The sequence below is a fragment of the Sphingomonas sp. DC1600-2 genome (assembly GCF_049897605.1).
GTDB lineage: Bacteria > Pseudomonadota > Alphaproteobacteria > Sphingomonadales > Sphingomonadaceae > Sphingomonas.
This window is the reverse complement of sequence record NZ_JAFCWO010000003.1, coordinates 1-19,416: the sequence shown is the minus strand read 5'-3', so window position 1 is coordinate 19,416 and position 19,416 is coordinate 1. Positions and strand designations below refer to the sequence as shown.

Sequence of the window (19,416 nt, the reverse complement as noted above, 5' to 3'; positions counted from 1 at the left end):
GTTACAAGCGAAGCGCCTGCAACCCTGGGCTCCCGCTTGCGCGGGAGAACGCGCGTTAGAACCCCGCCTTGATCGTCACGAAATACTGGGCGGGCGCGCCCGCCAGCAGCGTCTGGTTGTCGCCCGAATAGCCGAAGCCGTTCGACCCGATCGTCGAGATATATTTCTTGTCGAACAGGTTGGTGGCGTTGCCCTGGATCTCGAACTTGCGATCGGCGATCGTCACCCGTGCGCCGATCGTCGCGTCGACCAGCACGCGTCCGGGCACCGATTGATCGTTGGTGTAGGTGAAATAGCGGCGGCTCATATAATCCGCGCCGATGCGACCGAAGAACATGCCCTTGTCATAGGTCAATTCGCCCTTGGCGAGATGCTTGGGGGTGTCGACGGTTTGCTTGCCCTTGATGTTCTGCACCAAGCCGCCGACCGTCACGTTGTCGCGATAGGTCGAGTCATTGTAGCTGTACGAGGCGAATACGCCGAAGCCATAGCCAAGCTTGGCCTCCAGCGCGGTTTCGAGGCCATAAGCGCGGACCGAGCCCACATTCGACAGAATCGGCGGGTTGCCGACGATGCCTGCGCCAACCGTCTGGGCGAGCGTGCGGTTCTGGAAATCGACATAATAGCCGGCCAGCAGCGCGTTGATCCCGCGATAATGATAGCGCGCGCCGACTTCATAGGTGTCCGAGGATTCGGGCTTCAGCTTGTTGGTCGTCAGCAGGGCGTTGAACCCGGCTTGCGTGGTAGCGAACGGTCCGCTCGTCGCCGCCGCAACGAATGCGCGGGTCACTTCGGTGAAATCGCCGAACAATTCGACCTGATTGCCCAGCTTGTAGTTGAGCCCGGCGTGCGGCTGGAAGAAATCCTTCACCTGGATGCGGCCCGAGGCGAGCCCGCCCGACACGATCGGCGTGGCCTTGTTGGTGACCGAGAAGCCCTTCCAGCCGAGATCGACCGTCAGATCCCCGAGCGCGATCTTGTCCTGCACATAATATTGCACGGTGTCGGTTTCGTAGGTGTTGTACCACTGTGTCGCGAACGGCAGATATTGGAAGTGCAGCGCATCGCGCGTCGGCGTGGTGCGGCTGTCGAGGCCATAGAAACGCCGTGCCTGGCGGAAGTCGTTCACCTCGTACCAGCCGCCAACGGTGATGTCGTTAAAGGCGAGCTTGGTGCCAAGCGAGCCGAACACGCCCTTGCGATGAATGTCATATTCGGTGGTGCGCACCGAGATCGGCACGCCCGACGGGGAAGGAACATAAGGCGTGAACCAGATGCCCTGGCCGTGGTTGGAATGGTAATAGCCCTTCAATTCGCCATGCACCGTTGCGCCCTTGGCGGTCTCGATCCCCAGGGACGCGAGATAATCCTGCCGCAGGCCGGCGGCGTCGTAATAAACGTCATCGGCATTGGCGTAGGGCGCGGGGGTTACCGTGCCCGCCGCCGGATTGAGCTTGGGTGCGCCGGTATAGCCGCTGTTTGCCCCGGTGTCGGCGATCAGCACCGCCAGCGGGAAATTGTTGGAAATATTGTCGTTGCGCAGCCCGAGGCGCTTGATCATGTCGAGCGACAGATCCTGATAGTCATTTTCCCGGCGATCCGAAAAATCGAAGGTGCCGACCAGCCGCACCGGGCCGACGGGCGCGATGAACTTGGCGTTGACCTGGTTCTGGCGCTGCACGCCATAGCCCTTCCACTTGTCGGTATCGAGAAAGCCGTAAGAGACATAGGCGCTCGGCCCGTTCTCTCCGAGGACACCGGTGTCGAGGCGACCGAAGGCGCGCACGGTATTGGCGCTGCCATAGGTGCCGTTCAGCGTCAGCCCGAAGGTCGGTTTCGGGTCGCTCGAGAAAAACTCGATCGTACCGCCAAGGTTGTTGGTCGCTTGTGTCCCGATCGAACCCGCACCCTGCGACACTTCGGTACGGCCAACGTTTTCGGGCGAGATCGCGCGGCTGATATGCAAGCCGTTGGTGTTGCCATAAGAGCCGTCGCCGAGCGGAATGCCGTCGAGCGTGAAGCCGATCTGGTTCTGGTTGAAGCTGCGGATCGAGACGCGCTCGGACCATTCATACGCGCCAAAGGCGTCGGCCGACTGGAAGTTGACGTTGGGCAGCTTGGCGATGGCTTTGAGCGGGCTGGTGCCGGGAGCCAGAATCGCGAGATCGGCCTGGCTGAGCTGCTGCACTTGCCGCGTCTGGCCCTTGCCGACGATAATGATGTCGCCGCCCGCATCATCCACGGCAGGCGGAGCCTCGGGTGCCGGGGCATCGGGAGCTGGTGCGGGTGCTGGTGCGGCAGGGAGGTCTCGGGCCGAGGCGGCGAGCGGCCACGCCAAGGCAGCACCCGCGAGTAGGCAAAGCGTAAAGCGACGCATGGTCGGTCCCCTGAAAAGAGTCTTTTTTGCAGGGCACTACTCCCCGCGCCCAGTGCCGCGCCTAGCCATGCTGCGTTGCGGAAATACGTAAAATCCGCGTCAAGCGGATGACGTTTTCTGCTGGTACATCGGGCACTTCAGAATCGTGCGCGAGTCACTCTTGTGTTGCAAAAGTGCAACACTACATCGGGACGGAAGAAGGAGGGATACTTCCATATGAATATCGAAAAATTCACCGATCGCGCCAAGGGTTTCCTGCAATCGGCGCAAACCGTCGCGATCCGCATGAGCCATCAGCGCATCGCCCCCGAACATATCCTCAAGGCACTGCTGGAAGATGAGCAGGGCATGGCCTCGGGCCTGATCGCAGCGGCGGGCGGCGACGCCAAACGCGCGGCGACCGAGACCGACCTCGCGCTGTCCAAAATTCCCGCAGTGTCGGGGAGCGGCGCGCAACAGACGCCGGGGCTCGACAATGATGCGGTGCGGGTGCTCGACCAGGCCGAGCAGATCGCGACCAAATCGGGCGACTCCTTTGTCACGGTCGAGCGGCTGCTGGTCGCGCTGACGCTGTCGCTCAATACGGCAGCAGGCAAGGCGCTCAAGACCGCAGGCGTTACGCCCGAGGCGCTCAACACCGCAATCGATCAGGTTCGCAATGGCCGCGTCGCCGACAGCGCCAGCGCCGAGGACAAGTTCGACGCGCTGAAGAAATTCGCACGCGACCTGACCCAGGCGGCGCGTGACGGCAAGCTCGACCCGGTGATCGGCCGCGACGAGGAAATCCGCCGCACGATCCAGATTCTGGCGCGGCGCACCAAGAACAATCCGGTGCTGATCGGCGAACCGGGCGTCGGCAAGACCGCGATCGCCGAGGGCCTCGCGCTGCGCATCGCCAATGGCGACGTGCCCGACACGCTGAAGGACCGCCGCCTGATGTCGCTCGACATGGGCTCGCTGATCGCGGGTGCCAAATATCGCGGCGAGTTCGAGGAGCGGCTCAAGGGCGTGCTCGACGAAGTGAAGGCCGCCGAGGGCGACATCGTCCTGTTCATCGACGAGATGCACCAGCTGATCGGCGCGGGCAAATCCGAAGGCGCGATGGATGCCGGCAATTTGCTGAAACCGGCGCTTGCGCGGGGCGAGCTGCACTGCGTCGGCGCGACCACGCTCGATGAATATCGCAAATATGTCGAGAAGGACGCAGCCCTCCAGCGCCGTTTCCAGCCGGTGTTCGTCGGCGAGCCGACCGTGCCCGACACGATCTCGATCCTGCGCGGGCTCAAGGAGAAGTATGAGCTGCACCACGGCGTGCGCATCACCGATGCCGCGATCGTTGCGGCAGCGACGCTCTCCAACCGCTACATCACCGATCGGTTTTTGCCCGACAAGGCGATCGATTTGATGGACGAGGCCGCCAGCCGCATCCGCATGGAAGTGGAGAGCAAGCCCGAGGAAATCGAAATCCTCGACCGGCGGATCATCCAGCTCAAGATCGAGCGCGAAGCGTTGAAGCGCGAGAGCGACGAAGCGTCGCGCGACCGGCTGGTGAAGCTCGATGGCGAACTCGCCAATCTCGAACAACAATCGAGCGAACTGACCACGCGCTGGCAGGCCGAAAAGGACAAGATCTCCGCCGAGGCCCGGCTGAAAGAGCAACTCGACGCTGCCCGGCTCGAACTCGACCAGGCGCAGCGCAGCGGCGATCTCGCCAAGGCGGGCGAGCTGTCCTACGGGCGCATCCCCGAACTGCAACGGCAACTGGACGCGGCAGCGGGCGCGACCAAGGGCGCGATGCTGCGCGAGGAAGTGACCAGCGAAGACATTGCCGGGGTCGTCGCACGCTGGACCGGCATCCCGGTCGAGCGGATGCTGGAAGGCGAACGCGACAAATTGCTGCAGATGGAAGCGACGATCGGCAAGCGCGTGATCGGCCAGCAAAATGCGATCCGTGCGGTCTCCACCGCCGTGCGGCGCGCGCGCGCGGGGTTGCAGGACCCCAACCGCCCGCTCGGTTCGTTCCTGTTCCTCGGGCCAACCGGCGTCGGCAAGACCGAACTGACCAAGGCGCTCGCCGAATTCCTGTTCGATGACCCGACCGCAATGGTGCGCATCGACATGAGCGAGTTCATGGAAAAGCACGCGGTTGCCCGGCTGATCGGTGCGCCTCCGGGCTATGTCGGTTATGAGGAAGGCGGCGTGCTGACCGAGGCGGTACGGCGGCGGCCCTATCAGGTGGTGTTGTTCGACGAGGTCGAGAAGGCGCATGGCGATGTCTTCAACATCCTGCTGCAAGTGCTCGATGACGGGCGGTTGACCGACGGCCAGGGGCGCACCGTCGACTTCACCAACACGATCATCGTGCTGACCTCCAACCTCGGCAGCCAGATCCTCACGACGCTGGGCGAAGGCGAAGACGTCGCGAGCGTCGAACCGCAAGTGATGGAGATCGTGCGCGGGCATTTCCGGCCCGAATTCCTCAACCGGCTCGACGAGATCGTGCTGTTCCACCGGCTCGGGCAAGCGGAGATGGCACCGATCGTCGACATCCAGGTGCAGCGGATCGCGACGCTGCTGGCCGAGCGCAAGGTCTCGCTGGAGCTGACCGATGCTGCGCGGGCGTGGTTGGGGCGGGTTGGGTACGATCCCGTCTATGGCGCGCGGCCGCTGAAGCGCGCGGTGCAGCGCTATCTGCAAGACCCACTCGCCGACCTGATCCTGCGCGGCAGCGTGAAGGATGGCGCGACGGTGCGGGTCGACGAAGGCGACGGCAGACTGGAGCTGACCGTCGAGTGACAAAAAAAGGGGCGGCTCCTTTGCAGGAACCGCCCCTCCGCGTTGGTGTGATGCGGTTGGCTTACCAGTCGATCTTCGCGCCGAAGCGGACGAAGCGGCCGATGAAGCCCTGGCTTTCCCATGCCACGTTGTAGCCGAAGCCCGTGTCATAGGTCTGGCCCGGGTTGAAGTCGGGCTTCACGTCGAACACGTTGAGGACGTTTGCATAGAAGGTGAAGCGGTTGCCCACCTTGATGCTCGCGCTCATGTCCACATCGATGAAGCGGCGTGCACGGCACTTGAACGGCGAACCATCCGAATAGGTGTAGACCGAAACACCGCCATTGTTGGCGCAATCGCCCGGTACGCCACCATAGTCGACCGAAGCCATGTCATAGCCGCTGGTGTAATATGCCGTCGCGCTCAACGTACCCTTGCCGTTGAAGTCGAGCGTATTCTGCCAGCTGCCGCGCCACTTCGGCGCACCCGAGCACGAGGTGATGTTGCACGGGCTGAGCGATCCGTCGAAGCGCTGAACCGTACCGTTCGGCTGAACCTGCTCGAGATTGATCAGATAGGTCGCATCAACGCGGCTGGTCAGGTTGATGCCGTTGCCCAGCGGGATCCGCGCGGTACCCGACATATCGAGCCCCGACGTGGTTTCCGAAGTCGTGTTGATGAAGCTGTACTGGATGAAGCCCAACTGCGGCAGCGCGTTCGGGAAGTTGGGATCGGCGACGCCCGGCTTTACGGTGATGCCGGGAACATTCACGACGCCGTTATTGGCATAATAGGCCGCAGCCACGCCCGAATAATCCGGTGCCCCGATCAGACCCTTGATCTTGATGTGGTAGTAATCAAGCGTGAAGGTCAAGCGGCGGGTCGGCTCGAAGACGATGCCGCCGGTGATGCTGGTCGACTTCTCGGGCTTCAGATTGGGGTTGCCCGCCGAGGTCAAACCATAGCTGTACGGCAGCGTCGCGTAGGAGTCGCCGCCATGCGCGGCGATGTATGCCGCACCGCCGGCCTGGGTCGGCGAAACCGTCGACGTGATATAACCGGTCGTCGGCTGGCCATAGGCTTCCTGGAAGCTCGGGATGCGGAAGCCGCGCGACCAGGTTCCGCGGATCCGCAGCTGCTCGATTGGCTTGAAGATCGCGGTGACCTTCGGCGAGAAGTTGCTCTGCCCCGACGAATAATCGTCATAACGACCGGCACCGCTCAGCGTCAGCATATTGAACAGTGGCGCATCAATTTGGAAGAAGGCCGACTTCACGTTGCGGCTGCCCGCCGTACTCACCGAGTTGATGCTGTAATAGCGGTCGGCAGGATTGATCTCATTCGGCGCGTTCGCACTCGGATTGTTGACCGATTCGTAGCGATACGCGCCGCCGACCGCCGCCGTCAGCTCGCCACCGGGCAAGGTAAAGAACGACTTGGAAACCGACGCCTGGACTTGCCACAGCTTCGATGTCGACAGATTGTTGTTGGTCGGCGCGATATAGTCGCGCGTTGCCTGCGTGTTGAGCGACGGATCGACGAAGTTGAACGAGCCGTCGTTGATCACGTTGATCAGGCGCTGCGGATTTAGGTAGTTCTTGTTGGTAACCTTCAGATCGACCTCGGAATAGGTCGCATCGGCATTGTACTTCCAGCCTTCGCCGAACGTGCCCTGGATCCCGCCTGCGAAGCGATAGGTTTTCGTGTCGGTTAACGAGATACGCGGCTGATCGTAGCGATAATTGACCCGCGCCTGCTGACCAAGTGCCGCAAACGGATTGTTCGGGTTGAGCGTGCCATTGGCCGCGGTGCACGCCACGGTCGTGCCGCGCGGACAGACGTAAACCGGCAAGAGAACCGGGCTAAGGGTGAACTGCGTCCCGCCCGCTGCGGTCTGGCCGGCGAAGCTCAGCGGCGAAATGCTGCTGTTGGTCTGCGTCTCGTAGAAATTGCCCATCAGATAGGCCTGCGCCTTGCTGCCGACATTGACGGTCAAATGCGCCGTCGCCCCGAAGCGCTGCTCCTCTGGAATTTCCAGCAGATAATCTTTGACGTTATCCTGCGAGCAGACCAGCGAGCCGGTCGGCGTACCTGCCGCTGCCGCTTGCGCTTGCTGCGCCGGGGTCAGGGTGATCGCGGTAAGGTCCCGACAGCCAGCGGCGGGATTGAGCAACTGGAACTGCGAGCCGGCAACCGGGCTGCCGTTCAGATAGGGCCGCGCAACCGGCACGCGCGTCGAGCCAAGGCCGCCGAAGCTGCCATCGCCCTGAATGCCGTTGATCGTCTCGTTGGGCAGACAAGTGCCGCCCGCCTTACAGATCGCGCTGTAATTGTTGGTGTTCCACGGATAACCACGGTCGCGCGCGTAGATCGGGTTGTCGTGCTGGAATTCGGCATTGACGTAGAAGTTGAAGCCCTGCTCGCTGAGCTTGCCATAGCCATAGGTCAGATCGGCGCGCGTTTCGCCGCCGTCCCCGCGCTGCGAGATGCCGGCCGATGCGTTGGCGTGCAGACCGACGATCTCCTTCTTCACGACGACGTTGACGACGCCCGCGACCGCATCCGCACCATAAGTCGCGGAGGCACCGTCCTGCAGGACGTCGACCTTCTCGACGACCGACTGCGGAATGGTGTTGAGATCGACGAAGCTGCGCTGGCCGTCATCGCCGAGCGGGTAAATTGCCGAGCGCAGACCGTCGAACAGGGTCAGCGTGTTACCGGTGGTGAGGCCGCGCAGCGAGACAGCGGTCGCGCCGGTGGCGAAACCGAAGCTGTTCCAGGCACGCGTCATCGTGCCTGCACCGTTGGCGGGAATGGTCTGCAGCGCTTCGGCAATGGTGTTCTGACCGCGATTGGCAAAGTCTTGCGCGGTCAAGGTGTTGATCGGGGCGGCCGTCGCGGCGGCGCTGTTACGGATCAACGAACCCGTGACCACGATGTCCTGGCCCTGGCTGCCCGTGTCGGGCTGCGCCTGCTCGGGCACTGGCGCGGTCGACGGTGCGGCGGGTTGCTGGTCCTGCGCAAATGCTGGCACTGCAGCAAGCAGTAGCGCAGTGGATGCGGCCCCCGTCAGCAGCCGTGCCTTGCGAGCGATGAAGTCTGTTCCGATCACGTCTTTTCCCTTGCTGACCGCACGCATCTACGAAAATTCGCACCGCGGCGTTGTTTGCAAGTCTCGTGACCGAACATGTGCTCGGCCCCCCGAGACATGCGCATGGGATGAAGCGCCCAAGGCACGCTGTAAAGTGAGCCGCGCACGCCCGACTACGCTTTCATTTCACTCTGTTACATAAAAACAACAACTTCGTTACGCGTTTGCAACAGGTTAACGAAAAAGGGCGGCCCCTTCGCAGAGACCGCCCCCTTCCAACAAATACGCCGTACCTTAGAACTTAAAGTGTGCGCCCGCGCGGAACGTGCGACCAACGATGCCGGCCATGTGCCAGGTCGGCAGATAGTTGGCACCCGAATACGACGCTGGAGCAAGCGGTGCCTTCTCGCCGGTGATGTTGCCGACGAACAGGTTGAACGTGAAATTGTCGTTGACCTTGAAGGCCGCACTCACGTCAGCATAGATGAAGCGCTTGATGTAGCAGAACTGATCCGATCCGTTGGCGGCAACGTACAGCGCTGCCGAGCAAGAGTGGCTCGTATCCCCTTCGTCAGCCGCCACTTCCTTGATCCGCGACACGTAATAGGTCGTCGCGGTCAGCGAGAGCGGGCCATATTCAATCGTGTTCTGCCAGTTGCCACGCACGCGCGGCGTACCGGCACCCGACGACAATTCGTAAGGTCCAAGCGTACCGGCATAACGCTGGACGGCAGCGCCGCCGCCGGGATTGAGGTCATACTGGATCAGATAGGTGAGATCGAGGCGGCTGCTGAACTTGACGTCGTTGGTGATCGGCAAGCTCACATTCGCACCGAAGTCGAGGCCCGAGACCGTAACGGCACCAGCGTTGACGTAAGGCACGTTGACGATCAGCACGCGCGGCAGGGCGTTCGGGAACAGCGGATCGGGCGCATCGATGGCCGAAACCGAATAACCCGCCGGCAGTGCCGTGCCTGCAAAATAAGCCGCACGGGCAGCGCCCGCATCGGGTCCGGTTACGATCACGTCGGTCTTCTTGATGTTGTAGTAATCGACGGTGAAGCTGACGTTGCGGACTGGCTCGACCACTACACCTGCGGTGAAGCTACGCGATTTTTCCGGCTTCAGATTGGGGTTGCCGGTCGCGCCCGAACCAAGGCTGTACGGCTGGATATACGGATTGGTGCCGGCATTGCACGACGTCAGCGTACCCGTACCGCCATGTGCGAGGATGAAGCTGCACGGCGGGGTGAAGGTCACGAAACCGGCATAGCTCGAACGCGGATTGTTTTCGGCGAAGGTCGGCGCACGGAACCCGTTCGAATAGGTACCGCGGATTGCGATCTGCTTGATCGGCGTCCACTTGGCACCAACCTTGGGCGAGAAGTGGCTGAATCCTTCCGAATAATGGTCGTAACGTCCCGAACCGTTCACCTCGAGGGTCGGCAGGATCGGCGCGTTGACTTCGAAATAGCCAGCATAGACGTCATGCGTACCAAAGGCTGCCGACGTGTTGGCATATTTGGTGAGACCGACGTCAACGCCATTGTTCTCTTCGGTTTCGTGGCGGAACTGGCCGCCGACCGCAAACTGCAGGTCACCACCCGGAAGCGCGAACAGATCCTTGGCGATCGACCCGTCAAGCGAGATCAGCGAAGTGTGCGAGGGCACCGAGTAGGTCGGCGCGATCAAGTCGCGAACAGCCTGAGAATTGAGCGACGGATTGACGAAGTTGTAGGCACCGGTGTTGACCGCTTTCTTCAGCCCGGCAATGTCGATGACACCATATTCGGTGATCGAGAAATTGTCGCGTGCGCCGACTGCGTCAATTTTCCAATGATAGCCGCCAGCGATGTCGCCGTTAAAGCCGACCGCGCCACGGAACACTTCGTTGTTGCGCACGGTGCCGACGGGAATGTCGCCAAAGGCATAACGGATGCTAGCGGCATTCGCCATCGCGTCCGCTGCGGTTGCCGCGGTATTCGTGGCATAGGGATTGTTCGGGTTGAGGGTACGGTCGGCCGCCGTGATGCAGTTGATGCCAGCCGCGCAGACGAAGTACGGCAGCACGATACCCGGGTTGTTCGACGACAGCGCCGGTGAAGAACCATAAGGCTGGGTCTGCCGGATCGAAGACGGGGCACGATTGATCGTCACCTGGCTATGCGAGTAGCTGCCCGTTGCATATCCTTCGATCGCGTCGCTGACGCGGAAGCTCAAGCGACCCGAGACGTTGTAGCGTTCCTGCGCCGGCTGGATGTCGTTGTAGCGGGTGCCATATTCCTTGCCATAGTCGTGCTTACAGCCCGTGCCGCCAGACGCGCCGGCCACGGTGAAGGTACCGTTCACGCACTGCGCGGTGCCGCCGAGCAGCGTGTAGGTTCCCGATGGCGTGCCGCCGGTGAACGGATCGTTGAGGTTGCTCTGCGATGCGCGGCGCACGACAGCATTGGTCGATGCCGTCGTTAGCGAGCTGTCGGCGGAATTGTTGTCGTTGCCGCCGATCGAACTCAGATCGTTGGTATTATACGGGAAACCGCGCGTAGTCGCGCCAATTGGACGGTCCTTCTGATATTCACCGTTAATGTAAACGTTCCAGCCTTTTTCCTGATAATCACCATAGCCGGCGGTCAGGTTGGCACGGTAACGGGCACCGTCACCCTTTTCGGTCACCCCACCTTCGACGTTGCCGTCGATACCGGTGAAATGCTTCTTCATGATGATGTTGACCACGCCGCCGATCGCGTCGGCACCGTAGCTCGACGATGCGCCGTCCTTCAGCACTTCGATCCGCTCGACCGCGCTGAACGGGATCGAGTTGAGATCGACATAGGCGTTGTGGCCGTCATCGTTGAGCGGGAAGTTGGTGCTGCGAAGACCGTCGATCAGCACCAGGGTCGACGAAACGCCGAGACCGCGCAGCGACACAGCAGCACCGCCGGCCGAGAAGCCGTTGGTGAAGCCGGTCGAGATCGACCCCGCGCCATCGGCCGAAATCGAACGGACGGCGTCATTGATGTTGGTGATACCGGCCCGCGCCAGCGTCTCGCTGGTCAGGACGGTGACCGGCGAAGGAGTCTCGGTGTTGGTACGCCGGAAGATCGACCCGGTGACGACGATGTCCTGATTCGCCTCGGCAGTGGCCGGTGCCGGCTCGCTTGCCGGTGCGGGCGCGGTCTGCGCAAATGCCGGGCCGGCCGAAAGCGCGATCAGCAGCGCGACGGGCGCGGCACTTGAACGAAGGCGCGCAAATGCGCGAGCTTGCGTGGTCTGCATCAATGAAAAACCCCCAGATGGTGCGCAATGGCGCAGCGTTGCGTCGGCGATCCCGAACCCCCGGGATCACCGCAATGATGCTAGACTGTAACGATCCCACAGCATTGTAAAGAGGCCGACACGGAACTTTCGCCAAGTGTCGCTGCGGTGCAACACTCTTGCGTTACCCGCCTTACGCCCGCCGCAAACGCCTCACTCGCTGCGCGGCATCGGCCCTGCGACGAGCAGTGGATCGATCTTCGCATCGTGCCATTTCAGGCTCCAGTGCAGATGCGGTCCGGTCGCGCGGCCGGTCATGCCCGAGAGCGCCACTGGCTGCCCGCGGCGAACACGCTCGCCCACGCGCACGTCGATGCGCGACAAATGCAGGAAGGCGGTGTTGAGGCCCATGCCATGATCGATCATCAGCAAATTTCCCTCCAGCGTGAAGGGATGGTCCGCCGCCAGGACTACTACGCCATCGGCGGGAGCAAGGATGACCGAACCTTGCGGCTTGGCGATATCGACACCTGAATGATACGATCCCGCCTCGCCATTCTTGTAGATGCGCTGCGATCCGAACAGCGTGGAGATGCGGCCGGTGGTTGGCCACAGGAAGGTCTGCCGCCACCCTTGCGAGTCCGACGAAACGCGCCGCGCGGCGTTGATCTGCGCCAGTTCGGCCGGGCGCAGCCGATCGAATTCGGGTTGCGGCAACGGAATCTTGGGCAAGGAATTCAGCCGCGAAATGTCCCAGCCACGCGGTGCGATACTGAGGGTATCGCGAACCACGCGCCCGTCATCGAGCGTCGCGACGAGGCTGGCGCTTGGCTTGGCGTCCCGGTCGAAGGCGATCAGGAAACGCCCGTCGGGCGCGACCGGGACGGTTTCGCCGTCGAAGGACAGCAAACTGGTATTGGACGGCGCGATGCCGATCACCAGCCCACCCTGGATCAGGCTGCCCGAATAGCTGAAGCTGGTCCGCTGCGGCTCGCGCTGCGGCTGCGGGGTGGCGCGGCGCGCGACCGGCGGCGCGCTGACCGGCTGAACCGTCGGGCGTTCGGGCGCGGTGGTACAACTGCCCAAGGCAACCAGAGCCACCGACCCGATTGCCCCCCAAACCGTTCGCGCCAGCCCCCCGCGCCGCGTCATTCCGATGCCATCGCCTCGGTCGCGATTTCAGCGCTGGCATAGGCCTCCTGCCGCGCGACGCTCCAATAGCGCAAATCGTCGAGCGCGATCCGCGCCCCCGATACCGCGCACAGGACATGATCGCCGGGGGCGAGCACGCGAAAGCCATTGGCCATGAAGTGCAGGCGCGCGGGGCGATCGGTATTGGACATCAGCATAAGGCGCGCTTTTCAAACAGCGATGGCGGATCAGAGCAGCGTCGGCTGCTCGGGCTTGGGCGCACCATAGGCTTTGGTGCCCGCGCGCTCAACCTTAGCGTCAACCTGACCGTCCCGAAAATGGAGCGTCACATTGGTGGCAGCGCGCGCCGCATCGGCCGAGCCGACCACCGCACCCGATGGCCGCGCCGAGACGAAGGCATAACCGCGATCGAGAATGGCATTGGGGCCGAGCGATTCGACCAGCCGCCACGTCGCCGCCAGCCGATCGCGCGCGCGCTCCAATTGGCGATCGAGCGTCGAAAGACGGAGCGCGCCCGCCGAGCGATCGAGCTGGCCGCGCGCCACCACCACGCGGCGTTCCAGCCCGCGATCGAGCCGCGCGCCGAGGTCGTCCGCTTTCTGCCGCTGCGGCCCGAGCAACGCATCACGGCGCGGCAGCACGCGCACCAATGCGGTGAGCTGCTCGCGTCCGCGATCGGCATAGCGCCGCGCGCATTTCTCGGTGCGGGTGCCGTAGCCCGCCAGCGTCAAACGCAGATCGGCGAGTACCGGCACCGCCATCTCGGCCGCCGCCGTGGGCGTCGGCGCGCGCAGATCGGCGGCGAAATCGGCGAGCGTGGTGTCGGTCTCGTGGCCGACCGCCGAGATGATCGGGATGCTGCACGCCGCGATCGCGCGCACCACCACTTCCTCGTTGAACGACCACAGATCCTCGATCGAGCCACCGCCGCGCGCGACGATGACGAGGTCGGGGCGCGTTTCGGGCGACATCGCGTCGAAGCCGCGCACGGCGGCGGCAACCTCTTCCGCCGACCCGACGCCCTGCACCTTGACCGGCCACACCAACACATGCGTCGGGCAGCGATCCTCCAGCCGGTGGAGAATGTCGCGGATGACAGCGCCGGTCGGCGAAGTGACCACGCCGATCCGGCGCGGCAGGAACGGCAGGCGCTTCTTGGCGGAAGCGGCGAACAGCCCCTCGCCTGCCAGCTTGGCCTTCAATTTCTCGAGCAGCGCCATCAGCGCGCCCTCGCCCGCCAGCTCCATGCGATCGATCACGATCTGATATTTGGAGCGGCCGGGATAAGTGGTGACCTTGCCGGTCGCGATCACCTCGGCCCCATCCTGCGGGGTGAAGCCCAATTGCGCGACATTGCCCTTCCAGATCACGCCGTCGATCACGGCGCTGTCGTCCTTGAGGCTGAGATAGGCATGGCCCGAGGCGACGCGCTTATAGCCCGAAATCTCGCCGCGCAGTCGGACGAAGCCGAACTCGCTTTCGACCACGCGCTTGAGCTTGCCTGCCAGTTCGCCCACACTCATTGGCGCGGCGTTGTCCCCTGCGACCGGCTCGTCTAGGAGCGCGCCTACGCCCTCTCGCCGGGCAATCTCTAGAAAAGGGTCCGCCATTGAATGTCCTGTTGATCGGCTCGGGTGGTCGCGAACATGCGCTGGCATGGAAGCTCGCGCAATCACCGCGCCTCGGTACACTGTTCGCCGCACCCGGCAATCCGGGCATTGCAGCGCATGCCGAAATCGCAGGGCTGGATGTGACCGACCACGGCGCCGTCATCGCCTTTGCGCAGGGAAATGCGATTGAACTGGTGGTGATCGGCCCGGAAGCGCCGCTGGTCGATGGCCTGGGCGACAGCCTGCGCGCCGCCGGGATTGCCGTGTTCGGGCCGAACCAGGCCGCAGCCCAGCTTGAGGGATCGAAAGCCTTTACCAAGGCACTGTGCGACCGGGCCGGGATTCCGACCGCAGGCTATGTCCATGCGACGAGCCGGGCCGAGGCGCGCTTTGCGCTCGATCGCTTCGGCGTTCCGGTGGTGGTCAAGGCCGATGGCCTTGCCGCGGGCAAGGGCGTGACCGTGGCGACGACGCGCGAGGAAGCAGAGGCAGCGCTGGCCGATCTGTTCGGCGCGCGCGGCGGCGAAGCGGTGATCGAGGAGTTTCTCGAGGGCGAGGAAGCCAGCCTGTTCGTGCTGACCGACGGCAAGGACATCCTGTCCTTCGGCTCGGCGCAGGACCACAAGCGCGTCGGCGAGGGCGACACCGGCCCCAATACCGGCGGCATGGGTGCGTATAGCCCGGCGCGGGTGCTGACCCCCGAATTGGAACAGCGCGCGATGGACGAGATCGTCCGCCCGACCGTGGCCGCGCTGGCGGAAGCGGGCACACCCTTCTCCGGCGTACTCTATGCCGGGCTGATGCTGACCGCGGATGGCCCCAAGCTGATCGAATATAATGCGCGCTTCGGCGACCCCGAATGCCAGGTGCTGATGGCGCGGCTCGACGAGGATCTGCTCGAGGTGCTGCTGGCGGTCGCCAATGGCACGCTCGGGCAGCGCGGGGCCGCCAAATGGGTCGAGCAGACTGCGCTGACGGTGGTGCTCGCCGCCAATGGCTATCCCGGCACGCCCGAGAGTGGCGGGAAGATCGATGGTATCGCCGAGGCCGAAGCGACCGGCGCGACGGTGTTCCAGGCGGGAACGCGGCTGCAGGACGGGCACATCGTCGCCAGCGGCGGGCGCGTGCTGGCGGTTACCGCGCTGGGGGCCGGCATTGCCGAGGCGCAGGCCGCCGCTTACCGCGCGGTCGATGCGATTGCCTTTCCCTCGGGCTTTCACCGCCGCGACATCGGTTGGCGTGAGATTGCACGCGACGCGCGCTGACCGGTTGCGCTAACCTTCCGAAAACACAGGAGACCATGATGGCTAGCGGCCCGCAAAACCCGAACCAGGCGATCGACGTGATGGGACCGATCACCACCGTTCATATCGTCCTGATGGCGGCGCTGGCGATTGCGGCGGTCCTCGCCATCTGGTGGGGGACGGTGTTGCGCCGCCGCCGGGCGGAGGCAGAAACCCAAGTCGACGAAGACTTCGCGATCGCCGAGGAACATGGCGCAACCACGCCCGCCACCGTGCAAGGTATGGACGAAACGCCGTTGCCCGACCCCGCTTCGTCGCCCGAAGCCGTCGCCCCGCCGGTGCCCGCTCAGCCTCCGGTGCCCGCGCCGACACCAAGCGCGCCCACTCCACCGGTCGCCACCAACCTCGTCCAAATCAAGGGGCTGGGTCCGAAACTTGCCGCCGCACTTGGCGAACACGGCATCACCAGCGTCGAACAGATCGCCGCGCTAAGCCCGTCCGCCGCCGCCGACCTTGACGCAAAGCTCGGCACCTTCAAAGGCCGCATGACGCGCGACCGCTGGGTTGAACAGGCAAAGCTGTTAAACGCTGGCGACCGCGCGGGCTATGAGGCGGCATTCGGAAAATTGGGCGGCTGACCCGACCGCATCCGCTGGCAATCACGATCGTACGAACAGATTCCGCAGCCAGACCGCCCCGTCACGCCCGGCGGTGCGCCAATCGGCGTCCTCCGCCACCTCCTCGGCTCGATAACCGGTCGGATCGAACAGCTTGACCCGCGCGGTCTTGACGGCGGCGGTATTGCGGGTCACCAGCGTCAGTCCATGTTCGAGCGCGGTCGCCACAAGCAAGGCGTCGCGCATATCCGCCAATGTTACCTGACCGCGCCGTTGCGCCACCGCAGTGTCGATGGGCAGGATATTGCCGTCAAAGGCGGGAATCACCCGATCGTCAATCCAGCGGCGCAGCGCCGCGCCCGCAGCCTTGTCGCGCCGCGCAGCCTGGGTCGCCGCGGCCTCCAACTCGATCACGGTCAGCGCCGACACGAACAAGCGCTCGCGCGCGACCTCCCCGGCCCAAAGCGCAAGGCCCTGCTCGGTGTCCGGGCTTCGCGCACGGCGAAGATCGAAGACGATCGGCGTGTCGAGGAGAAACATTAGGAGACCTCCCGCGCGGCCCAGCGCCCCGGCGGTGGCAGCTCGTCGTCAGAGGCTCCCGGCATGGCGAGAAGATCGACGATCGAGTCGCACTGCCCGCTCATCTGGCGAAACGTTTGGAAGCTCATCAACACATGTGTCGGGCGTCCGCGGTCGGTTATGAACACCGGTTCGGTACGGGCCAAGCGCTTTGCCGCGCTGACATCCTGGTTAAACTCCCGGCTTCCGATGACCTTCATATGTGCCTATGTCGCTATTTCGAGCATGCTCTTATGTAGCGATGTTACTACATTGTTGACCCCGCGCAACACAAGGCACGATGTGGCGGAAAAAACGCGGCGTCGACCCGCTACGGTGTTGCACACATCGGAATAAGCGCGCTTTTCTAAACGTTGCGACGGCGGGGACGCAGCTGCGCGAGACGATGGGGAGAGTGCATGTTTGAACTGTTGACCAGCGCGTGGCACGCGCTGACGGGGGTCCTAGGTCCGCACGGTCCGGCGGTGAATGCCGCAAAGAGCTATGTACCTGGCGACTTCAGCATCCACTTTTTCCTGCAGCTCGCCGTCATCATTTTCACCTGTCGCGTGGTCGGATGGCTGGGCAAGAAACTGCTGCACCAGCCGCAAGTCGTCGGTGAAATGATCGCCGGCGTGATCCTTGGGCCTTCGCTGTTCGGGCTGCTGCTTCCCGATCTGCAGCTCACTGTCTTCCCCAAGGAAACGCGCAACGTGTTGTACGTGGGCGCACAGCTGGGCGTCGGCCTGTATATGTTCATCGTCGGGCTGACGCTGAACCTTGATCACTTCAAATCCAAGGCGCGCAGCGCGGCAATGGTATCGGGGGCGGGAATCGCGGCACCGTTCCTGTTTGCAGTGCTGATCACGCCCTTCCTGTTGACCGTCCCCGGCCTGTTCGCGCCGGGCATCGACCGGGCGAGCGCGACCCTGTTCATGGGCGCGTGCATCGCGCTGACGGCGTTTCCAATGCTGGCGCGGATCATCAACGAGCGCGGGCTCGCCAACTCGTCCCTGGGAACCTTGTCGCTGACGGCCGGTGCCTTTGACGATGCCGCATCGTGGTGCGTGCTGGCGATCGTGCTGGCCACCTTCGGCGCGGGGGCCGGGGTGGCGGTGCTCGCGATCGGCGGTGCGGTGCTCTACACCGCCTTCATGCTGGGGTTCGGGCGGCGCTTGCTCGCCCCGCTCGGCCGCATTGTCGAGCGAGAGGGCGCGATGAGCAGCGAGATGCTGGCGATGGCCATGCTGCTCTTCTGCCTGTCGGCCTTCGTGATGGATGCGATCGGGATCCATGCCATTTTCGGCGGCTTCCTGATGGGCGTGTGCATGCCGCGCGGGCTGTTCGTCGAGGAGCTGAAGCGCAAGGTGGAGCCGCTTGCGGTGGTGCTGCTGTTGCCCATGTTCTTTACCTATTCCGGGCTCAACACGCGCCTGGACATGGTCAACTCCGCCACGCTGCTGGTCATCGCGCTGGGCATCCTCATCGTATCGATCCTCGCGAAATTCGGGGCATGTTACGCGGCCGCGCGTTTGTCGGGCGAGGACAATCGTACGGCGCTCGGCATTGGGGCCTTGATGAATTCGCGCGGGCTGATGGAACTGATCATCATCAATATCGGCCTTCAAAAGGGCATTATCGGGCCGACGCTGTTCTCGATGCTGGTGCTGATGGCGATCGTCACGACCGTCATGGCCACGCCGTTGTTCGAGGCGGTCTATGGCCGCAAAGCACGCGCACGCGGCGAACTGGGCGCGCTCGACGCACCGCTTGCAACCATCTGATCCTGCGCCCCGCCGCCAAGGCGGTGGGGCCAAAGCTTTTCCTTTCGGAGAACGCCCATGAAGACCGCGCTTGCGATAGCGGCCGGCCTGTCGTTGGGGGGTGTCGCCCATGCCCAGGAGGTTACGGTTACCCCCAGCGCCGATGTGCGCCTGCGCTACGAGCATATCGACCAGGAAGGATTGCCCCGCGATGCCGATGCGGTGACGCTGCGCATACGCCCCGGTGTCACCGCCAGCTGGAACGGCTGGTCCGCCCTCGTCGAGGGCGAGGGCGTGCTGGCGCTGGCCGACGGCTATAATGACGGATTGAACGGCAAGACGCTCTACCCGCTGGTGGCCGATCCGGAGAATATCGAGCTCAACCGCGCGCAATTGCGCTATGCGGGCAAGGATGGCCTGGCGCTGACGACGGGACGGCAACGCCTCGCCTTTGTCGACGAACGCTTCGTCGGGTCGGCCGGATGGCGGCAAAGCGAGCAGACCTTCGATGCCGCACGCTTCCAATGGGGCAAGGCGACCGGACTCACCGCGGACCTCGCCTATAGCTGGAACGTGCAGACCGTGAACGGTAGCCACGGGACGGGCGCGCGGCCGCGCTACATCGGCGGCAACAACCTCTTCGCGGTACTTGGCTATGCGACCGGCATCGGCACGGTCAGCGGCTTCGCCTATCTCGTCGATCAGGATGCCAGCGCCGTGCAGGGCTTTCGCCTGTCGAGCCAGACCTATGGCGTGCGCTTTGCCGGCAAGGCTGCGCTCACCCGCGACATCTCGCTTGGCTATAGTGCGAGCTGGGCGCGGCAAAGCAACTGGCATCGCAACCCCAATCGTTATGGGGTCGGTTCCGGCTGAGGGCGGAATGACACCCTAAGCATCGGCATCCTTGGGCCAGAGGTATTCGCCGGTGAGGAGGATATGTGCCCATCCGAGCGGGGAGATATGGGCGAGCAGGT

The 19,416-nt window shown here is 63.7% G+C and carries 13 protein-coding genes; 5 read left to right on the top strand and 8 right to left on the bottom strand.

Annotated features, from left to right (window positions below; all coding sequences use genetic code 11):
- Window positions 1-55: 55 nt before the first annotated feature.
- The gene (locus ACP7BL_RS06855; protein ID WP_426257955.1) at window positions 56-2,377 is read right to left on the bottom strand and encodes a TonB-dependent receptor; all 2,322 of its coding nucleotides are present in this window, start codon (window positions 2,375-2,377) and stop codon (window positions 56-58) included.
- Window positions 2,378-2,593: 216 nt separating this feature from the next.
- Here ACP7BL_RS06855 and clpB point away from each other — a divergent pair, with 216 nt between their 5' ends.
- Window positions 2,594-5,173, top strand: a complete 2,580-nt coding sequence (clpB, locus tag ACP7BL_RS06850) for an ATP-dependent chaperone ClpB (protein ID WP_426257954.1) — start codon at window positions 2,594-2,596, stop codon at window positions 5,171-5,173.
- A gap of 61 nt (window positions 5,174-5,234) precedes the next feature.
- On the opposite strand, the gene ACP7BL_RS06845 is transcribed toward clpB, so the two are convergent.
- From ACP7BL_RS06845 to xseA, 5 genes are all read right to left on the bottom strand, one after another.
- A complete protein-coding gene (locus ACP7BL_RS06845; RefSeq protein ID WP_033966642.1) occupies window positions 5,235-8,264 on the bottom strand; it encodes a TonB-dependent receptor plug domain-containing protein in 3,030 nt (1,009 codons plus the stop codon).
- 273 nt (window positions 8,265-8,537) lie between these two features.
- Window positions 8,538-11,519, bottom strand: coding sequence for a TonB-dependent receptor plug domain-containing protein (locus ACP7BL_RS06840; protein WP_137902713.1), 2,982 nt, complete (start codon window positions 11,517-11,519; stop codon window positions 8,538-8,540).
- 192 nt (window positions 11,520-11,711) lie between these two features.
- Window positions 11,712-12,650, bottom strand: a complete 939-nt coding sequence (locus ACP7BL_RS06835) for a M23 family metallopeptidase (protein ID WP_426257953.1) — start codon at window positions 12,648-12,650, stop codon at window positions 11,712-11,714.
- On the bottom strand, window positions 12,647-12,847 hold the full coding sequence (locus ACP7BL_RS06830) for a DUF2093 domain-containing protein (protein ID WP_033966632.1): 201 nt from the start codon (window positions 12,845-12,847) through the stop codon (window positions 12,647-12,649). The genes ACP7BL_RS06835 and ACP7BL_RS06830 overlap by 4 nt, the downstream gene beginning before the upstream one ends.
- A gap of 30 nt (window positions 12,848-12,877) precedes the next feature.
- Entirely contained in the window at window positions 12,878-14,260 is a 1,383-nt protein-coding gene (xseA, locus tag ACP7BL_RS06825) for an exodeoxyribonuclease VII large subunit (RefSeq protein ID WP_426257952.1), read from the bottom strand.
- On the opposite strand from xseA, the gene purD reads away from it, so the two are divergent.
- Entirely contained in the window at window positions 14,260-15,525 is a 1,266-nt protein-coding gene (gene purD / locus ACP7BL_RS06820; protein ID WP_426257951.1) for a phosphoribosylamine--glycine ligase, read from the top strand. The genes xseA and purD overlap by 1 nt on opposite strands.
- Before the next feature lie 38 nt (window positions 15,526-15,563).
- Window positions 15,564-16,142 (top strand): helix-hairpin-helix domain-containing protein, encoded by a 579-nt coding sequence (locus tag ACP7BL_RS06815; protein ID WP_033965132.1) that lies wholly within the window; start codon window positions 15,564-15,566, stop codon window positions 16,140-16,142.
- A gap of 21 nt (window positions 16,143-16,163) precedes the next feature.
- Here the strand turns inward: ACP7BL_RS06815 and ACP7BL_RS06810 are convergent, their stop codons facing one another.
- Window positions 16,164-16,661 (bottom strand): PIN domain-containing protein, encoded by a 498-nt coding sequence (locus ACP7BL_RS06810; RefSeq protein WP_426257950.1) that lies wholly within the window; start codon window positions 16,659-16,661, stop codon window positions 16,164-16,166.
- Window positions 16,661-16,900 carry a type II toxin-antitoxin system Phd/YefM family antitoxin gene (locus ACP7BL_RS06805; protein ID WP_033965125.1) on the bottom strand — a complete coding sequence of 80 codons (240 nt, stop codon included), beginning with the start codon at window positions 16,898-16,900 and terminating at the stop codon, window positions 16,661-16,663. The genes ACP7BL_RS06810 and ACP7BL_RS06805 overlap by 1 nt, the downstream gene beginning before the upstream one ends.
- 198 nt (window positions 16,901-17,098) lie before the next feature.
- Here ACP7BL_RS06805 and ACP7BL_RS06800 point away from each other — a divergent pair, with 198 nt between their 5' ends.
- Window positions 17,099-18,463: a cation:proton antiporter gene (locus ACP7BL_RS06800; RefSeq protein WP_033965123.1), complete on the top strand. Its 1,365-nt coding sequence runs from the start codon at window positions 17,099-17,101 to the stop codon at window positions 18,461-18,463.
- Between the two features lie 57 nt (window positions 18,464-18,520).
- Window positions 18,521-19,315 (top strand): alginate export family protein, encoded by a 795-nt coding sequence (locus tag ACP7BL_RS06795; RefSeq protein ID WP_426257949.1) that lies wholly within the window; start codon window positions 18,521-18,523, stop codon window positions 19,313-19,315.
- Window positions 19,316-19,416: the final 101 nt, after the last annotated feature.

What these genes read in the sequence shown, in the direction of transcription:
- ACP7BL_RS06855 (WP_426257955.1), bottom strand. Translation starts at nt 2,377, where the DNA reads ATGCGTCGCTTTACGCTTTGCCTACTCGCGGGTGCTGCCTTGGCGTGG.
- clpB (WP_426257954.1), top strand. Translation starts at nt 2,594, where the DNA reads ATGAATATCGAAAAATTCACCGATCGCGCCAAGGGTTTCCTGCAATCG.
- ACP7BL_RS06840 (WP_137902713.1), bottom strand. Translation starts at nt 11,519, where the DNA reads ATGCAGACCACGCAAGCTCGCGCATTTGCGCGCCTTCGTTCAAGTGCC.
- ACP7BL_RS06835 (WP_426257953.1), bottom strand. Translation starts at nt 12,650, where the DNA reads ATGACGCGGCGCGGGGGGCTGGCGCGAACGGTTTGGGGGGCAATCGGG.
- ACP7BL_RS06830 (WP_033966632.1), bottom strand. Translation starts at nt 12,847, where the DNA reads ATGCTGATGTCCAATACCGATCGCCCCGCGCGCCTGCACTTCATGGCC.
- xseA (WP_426257952.1), bottom strand. Translation starts at nt 14,260, where the DNA reads ATGGCGGACCCTTTTCTAGAGATTGCCCGGCGAGAGGGCGTAGGCGCG.
- ACP7BL_RS06815 (WP_033965132.1), top strand. Translation starts at nt 15,564, where the DNA reads ATGGCTAGCGGCCCGCAAAACCCGAACCAGGCGATCGACGTGATGGGA.
- ACP7BL_RS06810 (WP_426257950.1), bottom strand. Translation starts at nt 16,661, where the DNA reads ATGTTTCTCCTCGACACGCCGATCGTCTTCGATCTTCGCCGTGCGCGA.
- ACP7BL_RS06805 (WP_033965125.1), bottom strand. Translation starts at nt 16,900, where the DNA reads ATGAAGGTCATCGGAAGCCGGGAGTTTAACCAGGATGTCAGCGCGGCA.
- ACP7BL_RS06800 (WP_033965123.1), top strand. Translation starts at nt 17,099, where the DNA reads ATGTTTGAACTGTTGACCAGCGCGTGGCACGCGCTGACGGGGGTCCTA.
- ACP7BL_RS06795 (WP_426257949.1), top strand. Translation starts at nt 18,521, where the DNA reads ATGAAGACCGCGCTTGCGATAGCGGCCGGCCTGTCGTTGGGGGGTGTC.